We start from the raw sequence: 13,041 nt of genomic DNA, 5'->3' as shown, positions 1-13,041 counted from the left end.
TGCGCCGCACGGCGTGGGGACGCGCCTTCCGGACCCGTGTTTCCGGCACTCACTCGGGAGATTCCTTGCAACCTTCCGCTCCACTCCGCCGCGTCGCCACTCTGGCAGCCACCGCACTCGCCGTGGTGGCCGCCGTCGCCCTCTCTCCGCACAGCGCCGGCGCCTCGGCCGGCCGGCCCGCCAAGGTCATGACCCCGGCTGCCGCCGGGCAGCTCGCGAAGTCGCTCGCCCCGCAGCTGAAGGGGGCGGCAGCCGGTTCGTACTACGACCGCACGGCGAAGAAGCTCGTCGTCAACGTCACCACCCCGGAGGCCGCCGCGAAGGTCCGCAAGGCGGGGGCCGAGCCGAGGAAGGTCCAGTTCGACGATTCCACGCTGGCCGCCACCATGACGACCCTCAACGCCAGTGAGCCGATCCCCGGCACCGCGTGGGTGCCGGACCCGAGAGTCAACAAGGTCGTTGTCACCGCCGACCCCACGGTGAAGGGGGCGAAGCTGGCCCGGCTCACCACGGTGCTCAAGCCGCTGGGGGAGAAGGTCAAGCTGGAGCGGACCGACTCCGAGCTGAAGATGTTCCTCTCGGGCGGTGACCCGATCTACGGCTCCAACGTGTCCAGCGTCCGGGCGCGTTGCTCGCTCGGCTTCAACGTCAAGCGGTCCGGCAAGCCCGACGCCTTCCTCACGGCCGGGCACTGCGGCAACCCGATCAGGAGCTGGGCCACCAGTGACAGCGGCGAGGAGATCGCGGTAACCACGGCATCGAGCTTCCCCGGCAACGACTACGCCATCGCGGAGTACGTCGCCGGTGCCCCCGAGCACCCGAGCGAGGTGAACCTCTGGAACGGCGATGAGCAGGAGATCACGGCTGCCCGTGACGCGGTCCTCAACGAAGACGTCCAGCGCAGTGGCTCCACCACCGGCCTGAAGAGCGGCACGGTCACCGGCCTCAACGCGACCGTGAACTTCCCGGAGGGCCAGGTCAGGGGGCTGATCCAGACCAACGTCTGCGCCGAGCCCGGCGACAGCGGGGGTCCGCTCTTCTCCGGCTCCGATGCGATCGGCCTCACCTCGGGCGGCACCGGCAACTGCACCGACGGCGGGACCACTTACTTCCAGCCGGTGGTCGAGGCGCTGACGGCATACGGCGCGACCGTCGGGTAACTCCGTAAGGGAAACGCGGACCAGCACCCCTGGGCAGCCTGCCCGGGGGTGCTGGTCCGCGTGGAGGTGGCGGTACTGCCTACTGCTTGGCCTGCTTGCAGGCAGTGTCCGTAGCGGTTCCGTTGACCTGGGAGACGTTGCCCAGCACCAGCTCGCACAGCTCGTCGCTCACGGGGAGGCCGGCGGCACCGAGGCCGCAGGCGAGGTTGCCGTCGGTGGTGCTGCGCGAGTTGGGGACCTGGGCCAGGTAGTTCGCGCAACCGGCACCGTCGGCCTGCGCGGCGGGGGCGGCGACGACCACGCCGCCCAGGGCGAGGGCCGAGGCGCCTACGAAACCGGCGAGACGGGCGGTGAGCTTTCGGTTCATGGGGTTTCCTCGCTGCGGTGGGGGTGGGAAACGAATGAGCCGACCGGAGCGTCGGCTTCCGGTCACTCAGTCTTGTAACCACACAATGTGAAGGGTGGTTACGCGACTTCGTGGGTGAGTCCCCAGCGCACTTCACGTTCGCCCAGCGCCCGCCGACGTCCGTGCGCCCCTGATGGAGGCCGCTGCCGACGAGGCTCCGGCCGTGGTCGCTGCCGGTGGTACTCCGGCCGGGCGTCTGGGCGGGCGCGAGCGCCGTGACTCTCCGTGTCGGACTCCGTACCTTAAGGAGCGACGGGTGACGCGGGGCCGGGCGCTGAAGCGCGTCACGAATGCCGGCGCCGTCCAAGCGGACTTTCCAGTCGGTACAGCCGGCCATACGAGGCATTGCATAAAACTGCAAGCATCCGTATAGTCATGCTTCGACGTGGAGGAGGAACGACCGATGGCGATACGTGCGGCAGTGGCCGGGGCCAGTGGATACGCGGGCGGGGAGATACTGCGCCTGCTGCTCGGGCACCCCGAGGTGCGCATCGGTGCCGTGACCGGCAACTCCAACGCCGGGCAGCCGCTCGGCGCCCTCCAGCCGCACCTGCCGCAGCTCGCCGCGCGGGTGCTCGAGCCGACCACGGCCGACGTGCTCGCCGGGCACGACGTCGTCTTCCTCGCCCTGCCGCACGGGCAGTCCGCCGCCGTCGCGGACCGGCTCGGCGACGAGGTGCTGGTCGTCGACTGCGGGGCCGACTTCCGGCTCGAGGACGCGGACCAGTGGGAGCGCTTCTACGGGTCCGCGCACGCCGGCACCTGGCCGTACGGGCTGCCCGAGCTGCCCGGGGCACGAAAGGCGCTGCGGGGGACGAAGCGGGTCGCCGTGCCGGGCTGCTTCCCGACCGCCGTCTCGCTCGCCCTCTTCCCCGCCTACGCCGCCGCCCTGGCCGGGCCCGAGGCCGTGATCGTCGCCGCGTCCGGCACGTCCGGCGCCGGCAAGGCCGCCAAGCCCCACCTGCTCGGCAGCGAGGTCATGGGCTCGATGAGCCCGTACGGTGTCGGCGGCGGGCACCGGCACACCCCCGAGATGAGCCAGAACCTCTCCGCCGTCGCCGGGCAGCCGGTCACCGTCTCCTTCACCCCCACGCTGGCGCCCATGTCGCGCGGCATCCTCGCCACGTGCAGCGCCAAGGCCGCGCCGGGTGCGACCGCGCAGGCACTGCGGGCCGCGTACGAGAAGGCGTTCCAGGACGAGCCGTTCGCCCGCCTCCTGCCCGAGGGGCAGTGGCCGGCCACGGCGTCCGTATACGGCTCCAACACCGCGCTCGTCCAGGTCGCCCTCGACGAGGCGGCCGGCCGCCTCGTCGCCGTCAGCGCCATCGACAACCTCACCAAGGGCACCGCCGGCGGCGCCGTCCAGAGCATGAACATCGCCCTCGGGCTCCCCGAGGAGCTGGGGCTGCCGGCCACCGGGGTGGCGCCATGAGCGTCCGCCGCATGATCGCGACCGTACTGGCACGGCTGGTCCCGTGCACTCCCCAGAACACCACGAGCACGACCGACGAGGAGATGCAGTGAGCGTCACCGCAGCACAGGGATTCACGGCGGCCGGCATCGCCGCCGGGATCAAGGAGAGCGGCAGCCCCGACCTCGCCCTCGTGGTCAACCAGGGCCCCCGCCTGGCCGCCGCCGGCGTCTTCACCGCCAACCGCGTCAAGGCCGCGCCCGTCCTGTGGTCCCAGCAGGTCCTCAAGGGCGGCCAGGTCTCCGCCGTCGTCCTCAACTCCGGCGGCGCCAACGCCTGCACCGGCCCCGAGGGCTTCCAGGACACGCACGCCACCGCCGAGAAGGCCGCCGAGGCCCTGGGCCACAACGCCGGCGAGATCGCGGTGGCCTCCACCGGCCTCATCGGCGTCCGGCTCCCGATGGACAAGCTCCTGCCCGGCATCGACAAGGCCGCCGCCGAACTGTCCGCGCACGGCGGCGAGAAGGCCGCCATCGCCATCAAGACCACCGACACCGTCCACAAGACCGCCGTCGCCCAGGGCGAGGGCTGGACCGTCGGCGGCATGGCCAAGGGCGCGGGCATGCTCGCCCCGGGACTCGCCACCATGCTCGTCGTCCTGACCACCGACGCCGACGTCGACAGCGCCGGCCTCGACGCCGCGCTGCGCGACGCCACCCGCACCACCTTCGACCGCGTCGACTCCGACGGCTGCATGTCCACCAACGACACCGTGCTGCTGCTCGCCTCCGGCGCCTCCGGCATCACCCCCGACGCGGCCGCCTTCGCCGAGGCCGTACGGACCGTCTGCGACGACCTCGCCCGTCAGCTCATCGGCGACGCCGAAGGCGCCAGCAAGGACATCCGCATCGAGGTCGTCGGCGCGGCCACCGAGGACGACGCCGTGGAGGTGGGCCGCTCCATCGCCCGCAACAACCTCCTCAAGTGCGCCATCCACGGCGAGGACCCCAACTGGGGCCGGGTGCTCTCCGCCATCGGCACCACCTCGGCCGCCTTCGACCCCGACAAGCTCAACGTCGCCATCAACGGCGTCTGGGTCTGCCGCGCCGGCTCCGTCGGTGAGGACCGCGACCTCGTCGACATGCGCTACCGCGAGGTACGGATCACCGCCGACCTGGCCGAGGGCACCGAGACCGCCGTCATCTGGGCCAACGACCTCACCGCCGACTACGTCCACGAGAACAGCGCGTACTCCTCATGAGCACTCCCACCACCCGCCGGCACACGGCCCTGCCCAAGGCCCGCACCCTCGTCGAGGCCCTGCCCTGGCTGACGCGCCATCATGGCAAGACCGTCGTGGTCAAGTTCGGCGGCAACGCCATGATCGACGACGAGCTGAAGGCCGCCTTCGCCCAGGACGTCGTCTTCCTCCGGCACGCCGGGCTGCGCCCGGTCGTCGTGCACGGCGGCGGGCCGCAGATCAGTGCCCAACTGGACCGGATGGGCCTTCAGTCGGAGTTCAAGGCCGGCCTGCGGGTCACCACGCCCGAGGCCATGGACGTCGTCCGCATGGTCCTCGCCGGACAGGTCCAGCGCGAGCTCGTCGGGCTGCTCAACCGGCACGGCCCGTTCGCCGTCGGCCTCACCGGCGAGGACGCCCACCTGATGACCGCCACCCAGCACTACGCCGAGATCGACGGCGAGCGCGTGGACATCGGCCGGGTCGGCGAGATCACCGACATCGACCCGAGCGCGGTACGCGCCCTCCTGGACGACGGCCGCATCCCGGTCGTCTCCTCCATCGCCCGCAGCGCCGACGACCAGCACGTCTACAACGTCAACGCCGACACCGCCGCCGCCGCGCTCGCCGCCGCGCTGGGCGCCGAGACCCTGATGGTCCTCACCGACGTCGAGGGCCTCTACGCGGACTGGCCGCACAGCGACGACGTCATCAGCCAGCTCACCGCGAGCGAGCTGGAGCGGCTGCTGCCCGAGCTGGCCAGCGGCATGGTCCCCAAGATGGAGGGCTGCCTGCACGCCGTACGCAACGGCGTCACCACCGCCCGCGTGATAGACGGACGGGTCCAGCACGCCATCCTGCTGGAGATCTTCACGGACGAGGGCATCGGCACGATGGTCGTCCCGGACCCGGAGGGGGAGTCATGACCAACGCGGAGCTCACCCGGCGCTGGCAGGGCGCCCTCATGGACAACTACGGCACGCCCCGCGTCCCGCTGGTGCGCGGCGAGGGCAGCACCGTCTGGGACGCCGACGGCAACGCCTACCTGGACCTCGTCGGCGGCATCGCGGTCAACGCCCTCGGGCACGCGCACCCCGCGATCGTCCGCGCGGTCTCCGACCAGATCGCCACCCTGGGCCACGTCTCCAACCTCTTCACCGCCGAGCCCACCGTCCAGCTGGCGGAGCGGCTGCTGTGCCTGGCCGGCCGGCCGGGACGGGTGTACTTCTCCAACTCCGGCGCGGAGGCCGTGGAAGCCGCCTTCAAGATCGGCCGGCGCACGGGCCGCGGCCACATGGTGGCCGCCACGGGCGGCTTCCACGGCCGCACCATGGGGGCCCTCGCCCTCACCGGCCAGCCCACAAAACAGGAGCCGTTCCTTCCGCTGCCTGGGGACGTCACCCACGTCCCGTACGGGGACGTGGCGGCCCTGCGCGCGGCGGTCACCACCGACACCGCGCTGGTGGTGCTGGAGCCGGTCCAGGGCGAGAACGGGGTCGTCGTACCGCCCGAGGGCTATCTGGCCGCCGCCCGCGCGATCACCCGGGCCACCGGGACGCTGCTGGTGCTGGACGAGATCCAGACAGGTATCGGCCGCACCGGGGACTGGTTCGCGCACACGGCACAGGGCGTCGAACCCGATGTCGTCACCCTCGCCAAGGGCCTCGGCGGCGGCCTGCCCATCGGGGCCACCCTGGCCTTCGGCCCCGCCGCCGACCTGCTGACGCCCGGTCAGCACGGCTCCACCTTCGGCGGCAACCCCGTCTCCTGCGCGGCCGCCCTCGCCGTCCTCGACACCCTCGCGGCCGGGGACACCCTCGCCCACGTGCGGCACATGGGCGCCCGGTTGCGTGACGGGATCGCTGCGCTGAACCACCCGCTCGTCGGCCATGTCCGTGGTGCGGGCCTGCTCCTGGGTATTGTCCTTGACGAGCCCCTCGCACCGAAGGTGCAGCAGGCGGCCCAGGAAGCCGGTCTCCTGGTGAACGCGGTCGCACCCCACGTGGTGCGGCTGGCCCCTCCACTGATCATCACCGAGGATGAGGTGGAAACGTTCCTCCAGGCACTGCCCGGCGTCCTGGACGCCGCCGCCGGCGGGGCACACGAGGAACGACGATCCGGAGACTGACGACAACGATGACCGAGGCGCAGGAGACCGAGCCGGGCCACGGCGGGCAGGCCGTGCCGCAGACCCGCACCGCACGCCACCGCCGGATCGTGGACATCCTCAGCCGGCAAGCCGTCAGGTCACAGAGCCAGCTCGCCAAGCTGCTCGCGGACGACGGCCTCTCCGTCACGCAGGCGACACTCTCCCGGGACCTCGACGAGCTGGGCGCGGTGAAGATCCGCAACACCGGCGGCGAGCTGATCTACGCGGTCCCCTCCGAAGGCGGCGACCGCACCCCCCGCGCCCCCCTCGGCGAGTCCGCCACGGAGGCCCGCATGGGCCGCCTGGCCGCCGAGCTGCTGATCTCGGCAGAGGCCTCGGCCAACCTGGTGGTCCTGCGCACCCCACCGGGCGCCGCGCAGTTCTTCGCCTCGGCCATCGACCAGGCGGGCGTCCACGAGATCATCGGCACCATCGCGGGCGACGACACCCTCCTCCTGATCAGCCGCGACCCGGCCGGCGGCCAGGCACTGGCGGACCACCTGCTGAGACTGGCGCAGAAGGAACGCTGAGGTCCGGCCCCGCTGTCACGGCCGGGCGGCGGGGCAGGTCTTGGCGGGCGTGATCGAGGTGCCCGCCTCCACCGGCAGGACGCGGAGTTCACGTCGGCCCTCCGCCGTGACCCACAGGCTCACCCCCTGAGCCCCTGCCGCGTGGAGCTCACCGCACACGGTGGCCGACGGCGTGCGGACCTGCACGAGGCTTGCCGCCGGGCCGCTCGCCGTGGACCAGGCGGTGGCCACGGCGGCGAAGACCAGGACGACGCCCAGCACGCAGCACACGGCTGAGGCCTTCACGAACCGACCGGTGCGCACCACCTCGCGCTCGGTCCACCGGCGCAGGGCCTGGCCACCGAGGGTGATTTCGTCCCCCGGCTGCCCGTGCGACGCCCGCACGGCCAGCAGCGAACCCACGACGAGGACGAGAAAGGCGCTGCCGAGGAGAGCGGTGGCGGTCTGGCGGGCCGCCTCGGGCAGATCCGTCAGGTTGTCCCGTCCCTTGAGCACGGCGAGCACCGTGACGAGCGCGGTCAGCCCGGTCAGTCCCGTCCGCCATCCCTCGGCCTGGCGGCGCAGCTCCGGGAGCTGGGTGAACTCCAGCTCCCGGGCCAGTTCCGCCCACCGTCGTTCCGTACGGGCGCTGCTCATCGGCCGTCGCCGCCGTCCGTCGACGGCGCGACGGCACGCCAGCTGGCCCCACACCCCATGAACGACACGTCGGCGGGCTGCTGCGGATGGGCGTAACCGCACTCGCAGAAGAAGACCTCCGAGGAGAGGACTTCCGCGGCGGGGTCGTGCGCGGCGCGGGGGCGGTCGCGTCCGGAGAGGCGGGAGAACATGCCCTTCGTGCCACCGCCGCCCGGGATGCCGCGGGGGAGCTCGGACACCGTCCTGCCCTGACAGCGGGGACAGTGACCCTCGACGATCACCCGCCGGCCATCGGCCGAGGTGCGGGCGGTGAAGGGCGCGGCCGTCTCCAGGGGCGGCTCCTCGGCGTAGGGGACGCCGAAGTCGTGGCCGCCGACTGCCGGGGTCTCACTCGTGGGGACGTTCATCGAGCTCCAGTCCGAACAGGTTTGCGTACAACTCCAGGCGCTGCCATACCCATGCTGGACTCTCGCCCACCTCGCCGGCGGCGAAGCTCACGTGAGCCGCGGACACCCTGCCGCTGAGGGCGGGAAGGAGGCCGTCCAGATGGACGGAGAGCAGGGCGAGGTCTTGCCAGAGGGGGGTGACGTCCGGGAGGTCTGTCACCGAGAACCGCGGGGCCGGTTGCAGGGGCAGGTAGGGCTCGATCCGCAGCCATGTACCGGCGACGGGCTCACCCAGACGGCCGGCCATGCTCACCAGGTCGAGCGGCACGAGGGGCGTGTCGACGGGGGAGACCCGGTGACCTTCCTCCAGCGCGATGAGGTCGCGTTCGGTGGGGACGGTCCCGGGAAGTCCGGCCAGTGCGTCCGGGGTGAGCTCGGGGATCATGGCCCCGATGTCGCGGAGCGGGGCAAGACGATCGTAGGCGCGGGCCGGGGTCAGATTGCGTTCTTGGGCATAGCGGGCCAGGGAACCCGCGGTCAGGGGCTGCCAGCGGAGGGGCTCGAAGTAGAGACTGGGTTCGTCATCGTTCTCGGTCATTCCGCCCGTCACCAGCGCCCGCATCTCCTGCCAGCCCGGTGTGAAGGCGGCGAGCGAACCGGGCAGGGGAGGGGTGCTGAGCCCGAAGCGGGTAGCCTCGCGCTGGGCCACCTCCCATGTGGCACCGAGGGGCTCGCCCAATTCGGTGCTCGCGGTGAAGAGCACGACAGCCGTAGGCAGGACGGGAAAGTCGTTACCGTCCCAGCTGGGGTCCTCCCCTGAAAACGCATAGCGCGTACGGGTGGGGAGGTCGTTCCACTGGTGGATGAGATCGAGATTGTCCGGGACGGGGATCCCGGCGGCACGGAGCTCGTCAACGGCTGCGGAGAATTCCTCATCGCTCAGCTCGTACGACTGCGCCAGCGCCAGGTCTTCCACCGTCAGTCCATGCTCGACCCGGATTCCGCGCCGGTGAGCGAGGGACACGATGTCCGCGGCCTCTTCCGACGGGACGACCGTGCCCCGGGGATCATCCGAGACGAACCGCTTCTCATAGGCGAACCCGAGCCGTGCCGCACAGCCCGCCAGCCTCTCTTCGGCCTCCTGCAGACTGGTCTCCCACCAGTCCTCCCCATCGTCCGCGTCCTCCGGATCTTCTTCCTCGTCCCGCTCCGGCGCGAGGCCCTGCGCCGCGACGGCAATGGTGGCTGCCCAAGGGAGGACGGGACGGCCCCCGGGCTCGACGACGAGGTATTCCCGAAGCACTCCGAGGACCTCGATGTCGTCCGGCGTCCACGCGAGGACGTCGGGTTCGGCTGGAGGGGTCCAGCCGAGCCAGCGGAACCGCGAGAGGTGCTTCAAGACGTCCCGCGGGTCCATGGAGTGCTCCCGGGCCACTGTCCAGACATCCCAGGACCATTGTGTGCGTCGCGTCGAACGCAACCTTCCCTCTCCGTCCGTGATGTAGAGCAAGGAGAGGTCCTTACCAGTGCACACATAGTCCTGATGCGGCCCGGGAGCCTCGGGTACCGGCGAACGCAGCATCGGCGCGTAGCGCGCGCACGCGCGAGCCAGCTCACCCAGTGGCCTGCGGTAGAGCTGCGATGCCCAGACCAAGGCGCCCAGGTCGTCCGGTTCCGCGGTGACGACCTTTCGCTCCTTCTGGGCATCCAAGCCGCCGCTCAAGGCCTTGGCCAGCCAAGCGTCCAGCGGCTTCGGTTTCCAGTCGAGTGCTCCCTCGCGGACAGGCGGAGGCGCGACGGACGGGTGGATGATTCTCAGCCGTCGCATGGATCGCACCACTTCGGCGACCGTGGTGTTCCGGCCGGCTGCCTGATATACGGCGGTGCGCCAGTCCTGGCCGACCTCGTCACAGAGGGCAGCGTCCCCCGGGCCAGGCACGGGGAAGCCGGCCAAGGACAGGGGAGCGGATTCCGAGGCCGGTACGTACCGCCTGCCGAGTACGGCCGTACGCCACGGCCGTGCGTTCCCGGTAATACCACGCTCGCCGGCCGGTATCGCCTTGTCCACTTGCCGGTCCGGCCGGAACCATCCGACCGCGTCCAAGGAATGCGATTCCCATTCGCGCGTGCGTGACCGGACCTGAATTCCTTTGCCACGCAACACGTCCCAGACCACCCGGGCAGTGGACAGACTCTGTTCTTCCAGTGCCCAGAGCCACTCCATGGTGAGCCAAGGCCACTTGGGAAGGCAGCCGGCGCCCTCACGCCAGTTGTGCTGTGCCCAGCTCTTGTCGTACTCCTGCAGCTCATTGCGGTTCACGCTGAGCTTTCCCGCGTGGCGGCCGGTGAGATTGAGGACGTAGCCGTAGGGCTTCTTGTTCGTCGCGATGCCGTCGCACAGGATGGCGCCCTGACCGTTCACCCACCACAGCACGCCCGGCACCGCTTCGTGCCCCGTGCTCCTCAGGCGGCCTTCGTAGAGCACCCCGGGCTCCCAGTGCTCCGCGGGGGACGAGCCGTCGTCGACCCGTAGCCGGAACTCGCTCACACGGACCAGTTTCCGGAGCGTGTCCGCGCACGACACGGCGACCCCACTGCGCAGATACAGCCGTATGCGAGTGCCTCCCGCCAGCAGCCCGTCCCCGTCATGGCTGTCATCGTGCCGCCGGATGCGGAACAGGCTCCCGCTGCTCGGAATGTCCACCCGCAACGCGTGGTTGGCCGGGATGCCGTCCGGTCTCACTTCCCGGGTCACGATCGACATCTCGTCGGCGAGCATGAAGTAGCTGAAGACGCCGATGCCGAACCGGCTGTTCGGGTAGAGCTGCAGGGACGGGTCCAGGCGTAGCCAGCTCGCCTGCTCGCGCTGGAACGTCCGCGACCGTTCGAAGCGGCTGCCGGCGCGGGTGAAGGTGTTCATGAGCTGTTCCTTGCTCATGCCGACACCGTTGTCCCGGCACTCGACGTACCGCCCGCGCTCGTCCTCCCCTTGGACAATGGTGATCTCACCTGACCAGTCCAGCGTCTGCCGTCCCTTGAGACGTAGGTACTTCCCGCGCATGGCGCGGTACCGGCAGGCGTCCATCGCGTTCTGGTACAGCTCCCGCACGGCCAGCGCCCGGTCGCCGTACAACTGGGTTCCCATAAGGAGGTCGCGCACCTCCGTTTGCGCCAGGTGGAAGCGCAGCAGTGGTACCTCGTACGCCGCACGTCCGTCCTGCAGCTGCCAGGGACGCAGGTCGCGGGCCGTGATCCGGGAGGGAACCGCGGTCAGAAGGTCTCCTTCGCTACGAGGAAGGACTTCAGCCCCTTCCCGTGCGACGGACGCGAGCTGGTCCGCTCGTTCGGCCAACTCGGCCATGGCGGCGTGGAGCGCGTGGTGCCGGCAGGGCATGTCCATGTGCAGCTGGTCACCGTCGGGCGTCCAGCGCAGGGAGTGCTGGGCCGCCCGGACGACGGCCCCGGGCCGCACCGGGTCCGACACCCCCAGGTGCTCGGCGATGATCTCGGGCAGGGTGCGCACGTCGGTGGCCAGCGCCGCCGCCAGCCGCAGCAGTGCGGCCAGCGGCCGGACCCGAAGCCGCTGGGGCTTGCGTCCTCCGGGGAGGCGCACCATGAGGGGAGCCATGTCCTGAACGTCGTCCAGCGGCGCGTGCGCGGTGACCGCCGCCGCGAGCCCACGCAGCGCGACCGAGAGCTCGTCGCTTCGTGCCCCTTCACTCTCGTGCGCGCCCAGCACGGCGCGAGCGAAGACATCCGCGCTCCCGGCCGGCACGGGCTGCTCGTCCGTCTCGAAGCGCTCGGCGATCCAGCGGTGCACCAGCCACAGGGAGATGGCCTGCGTGTCGTCCTCACGGTCCGCCAGCCAGGAGGATCTCAGCTTCTCCGCGGCCGGTGCGTGGTGATCCCAGACCTGCTCCAGCTGTCTGCGGAGCGGACCGGCATCGGGATCGTGCCGCGTCCAGGTCGGATCGATCTCCGCTGCCTGGCTCAGCCGCTCGGCCCACGCGGCCTCGTGCAGGAAGGGCGCGGCCAGGAGCACCGTGACCTCCACGAGGGAAAGCTCCGCGCCCTCCGGTAGGAGGTCCACGAGGTTGCGCTGGAGCAGGCGTACGGGGAAGTCGTCGTCGGCCCACGGATCCGGCAGCCTCTTCCAGGCGTGGTGAACCGTACGCGCGCACCCGTCGACCAGCGAGAGCAGACACTTCTGCAGGTGGGACACGCCCTTGGCCGAGGCGTCCCCCGCCGTGGCGAGCTTCCACAGCCGTTCGTCGAGTACCGCGGCCCGCCACTCCTCCAGCATGTGACGCCCCTGGCAGATCTCCGTATCCCGTGTCTCACGGTCGAGCTCGGTGCCGCAGCGCAGCCACGCCTTCTGCACCAGGCCCTGCCCTCTGGCGATCTTGAAGGCGTGGGCCTTGGCGGCCGCGTACACCTCCTCCACGGTTCTCGGGGCCGACAGGGAACCGAGGGCGGCGGCCAGCCCCTGGGTGAAGAAGCTGCCGTCCGCCGTGTAGCCGGAACGTTCTCCGGCCGAGCAACCCGCCATGACGGCGAAACGCCCGGTGGGCGGGCCCTGCACGATGTGGCTGCCGAACGCCTCGCGCGTTCCGGACAACTCGTTGCGGCAGGCATCCATGATCCACAGAACGGTTCCCGCCGCACTCGCCCGCAGGGAGGGGCTGATGTCGGCACGCAGAAGGGAGTCGAGGTAGGGCTGCTGCCAGTCGCCGTCCCGCGGTGCCCGGGCATCCGATGGGACCAGGTAGTCCACGCCGTTCAAGCGCACGCCGTGGCCGGTGAAGTAGATGAGCAGCGTGCCACCCGCCGGAATCCGCGAGGCGGCCTCGTGAATGCCGGTGCCGATGGCCGCGCCCCCGGCCCCCGTCAGCGTGTCCACCTCATATCCGGACTCTTCGAGGGCGGATCGCATGGCCTTGAGGTCCGCGTCGACCGCTTCGTCCAAGGGCGCGAACGCGCCGAGTGCTCCGGGCGCCTGCCCGACACCGATCAGCAGTGCCCTTCGGGCGACGTCTTCCATTGGCCCCTCCCCAGTACGGAGGAATCATGATGTCACCGGGGAGGCGGCCATACGGGTGTACCAAAACAGGCCGGCCGCCCGA

10 protein-coding genes are annotated in these 13,041 nt (G+C 71.0%); 6 read left to right on the top strand and 4 right to left on the bottom strand.

All coding sequences use genetic code 11. The annotated features are described in order from the left end of the window. The first annotated feature begins 65 nt into the window (after positions 1–65). A complete protein-coding gene (locus tag ABZ956_RS23595) occupies positions 66–1,160 on the top strand; it encodes a S1 family peptidase (protein WP_361897021.1) in 1,095 nt (364 codons plus the stop codon). A gap of 79 nt (positions 1,161–1,239) precedes the next feature. Here ABZ956_RS23595 and ABZ956_RS23590 read toward each other — a convergent pair whose 3' ends face one another. Next, positions 1,240–1,527, bottom strand: a complete 288-nt coding sequence (locus ABZ956_RS23590) for a hypothetical protein (RefSeq protein ID WP_361897018.1) — start codon at positions 1,525–1,527, stop codon at positions 1,240–1,242. Between the two features lie 442 nt (positions 1,528–1,969). Here ABZ956_RS23590 and argC point away from each other — a divergent pair, with 442 nt between their 5' ends. The 5 genes from argC (at position 1,970) to ABZ956_RS23565 (ending at position 6,896) form a co-directional block, all read left to right on the top strand. Further along, entirely contained in the window at positions 1,970–2,998 is a 1,029-nt protein-coding gene (argC, locus tag ABZ956_RS23585; protein ID WP_361897015.1) for an N-acetyl-gamma-glutamyl-phosphate reductase, read from the top strand. 88 nt (positions 2,999–3,086) lie between these two features. Beyond that, a complete protein-coding gene (argJ, locus tag ABZ956_RS23580) occupies positions 3,087–4,238 on the top strand; it encodes a bifunctional glutamate N-acetyltransferase/amino-acid acetyltransferase ArgJ (protein ID WP_361897012.1) in 1,152 nt (383 codons plus the stop codon). After that, entirely contained in the window at positions 4,235–5,143 is a 909-nt protein-coding gene (gene argB / locus ABZ956_RS23575; RefSeq protein WP_361897009.1) for an acetylglutamate kinase, read from the top strand. The genes argJ and argB overlap by 4 nt, the downstream gene beginning before the upstream one ends. Beyond that, positions 5,140–6,345 carry an acetylornithine transaminase gene (locus tag ABZ956_RS23570; RefSeq protein ID WP_361897006.1) on the top strand — a complete coding sequence of 402 codons (1,206 nt, stop codon included), beginning with the start codon at positions 5,140–5,142 and terminating at the stop codon, positions 6,343–6,345. Before argB ends, ABZ956_RS23570 begins: the two co-directional genes overlap by 4 nt. An 8-nt stretch (positions 6,346–6,353) precedes the next feature. Further along, a complete protein-coding gene (locus ABZ956_RS23565) occupies positions 6,354–6,896 on the top strand; it encodes an arginine repressor (RefSeq protein WP_360911745.1) in 543 nt (180 codons plus the stop codon). A 15-nt stretch (positions 6,897–6,911) separates the two neighbouring features. Here ABZ956_RS23565 and ABZ956_RS23560 read toward each other — a convergent pair whose 3' ends face one another. The 3 genes from ABZ956_RS23560 to ABZ956_RS23550 are packed head-to-tail and all read right to left on the bottom strand — an operon-like array spanning position 6,912 to position 12,959. After that, entirely contained in the window at positions 6,912–7,532 is a 621-nt protein-coding gene (locus tag ABZ956_RS23560; RefSeq protein WP_361897003.1) for a hypothetical protein, read from the bottom strand. Next, positions 7,529–7,939 carry a hypothetical protein gene (locus tag ABZ956_RS23555; RefSeq protein WP_361897000.1) on the bottom strand — a complete coding sequence of 137 codons (411 nt, stop codon included), beginning with the start codon at positions 7,937–7,939 and terminating at the stop codon, positions 7,529–7,531. The genes ABZ956_RS23560 and ABZ956_RS23555 overlap by 4 nt, the downstream gene beginning before the upstream one ends. Next, positions 7,920–12,959 (bottom strand): caspase family protein, encoded by a 5,040-nt coding sequence (locus ABZ956_RS23550; RefSeq protein ID WP_361896997.1) that lies wholly within the window; start codon positions 12,957–12,959, stop codon positions 7,920–7,922. Before ABZ956_RS23550 ends, ABZ956_RS23555 begins: the two co-directional genes overlap by 20 nt. Positions 12,960–13,041 lie beyond the last annotated feature (82 nt).

It is taken from the genome of Streptomyces sp. NPDC046261 (assembly GCF_040646235.1).
GTDB lineage: Bacteria > Actinomycetota > Actinomycetes > Streptomycetales > Streptomycetaceae > Streptomyces.
The sequence above is the reverse complement of the archived record's forward strand: the minus strand, read 5'-3'. Positions and strand labels throughout refer to the sequence as shown.

Bases quoted from the DNA above. Each gene is read 5' to 3' on its own strand.
- argC (WP_361897015.1), top strand. From the start codon at position 1,970: ATGGCGATACGTGCGGCAGTGGCCGGGGCCAGTGGATACGCGGGCGGG.
- ABZ956_RS23570 (WP_361897006.1), top strand. From the start codon at position 5,140: ATGACCAACGCGGAGCTCACCCGGCGCTGGCAGGGCGCCCTCATGGAC.
- ABZ956_RS23560 (WP_361897003.1), bottom strand. From the start codon at position 7,532: ATGAGCAGCGCCCGTACGGAACGACGGTGGGCGGAACTGGCCCGGGAG.
- ABZ956_RS23555 (WP_361897000.1), bottom strand. From the start codon at position 7,939: ATGAACGTCCCCACGAGTGAGACCCCGGCAGTCGGCGGCCACGACTTC.
- ABZ956_RS23565 (WP_360911745.1), top strand. From the start codon at position 6,354: ATGACCGAGGCGCAGGAGACCGAGCCGGGCCACGGCGGGCAGGCCGTG.
- ABZ956_RS23550 (WP_361896997.1), bottom strand. From the start codon at position 12,959: ATGGAAGACGTCGCCCGAAGGGCACTGCTGATCGGTGTCGGGCAGGCG.
- argB (WP_361897009.1), top strand. From the start codon at position 4,235: ATGAGCACTCCCACCACCCGCCGGCACACGGCCCTGCCCAAGGCCCGC.
- ABZ956_RS23590 (WP_361897018.1), bottom strand. From the start codon at position 1,527: ATGAACCGAAAGCTCACCGCCCGTCTCGCCGGTTTCGTAGGCGCCTCG.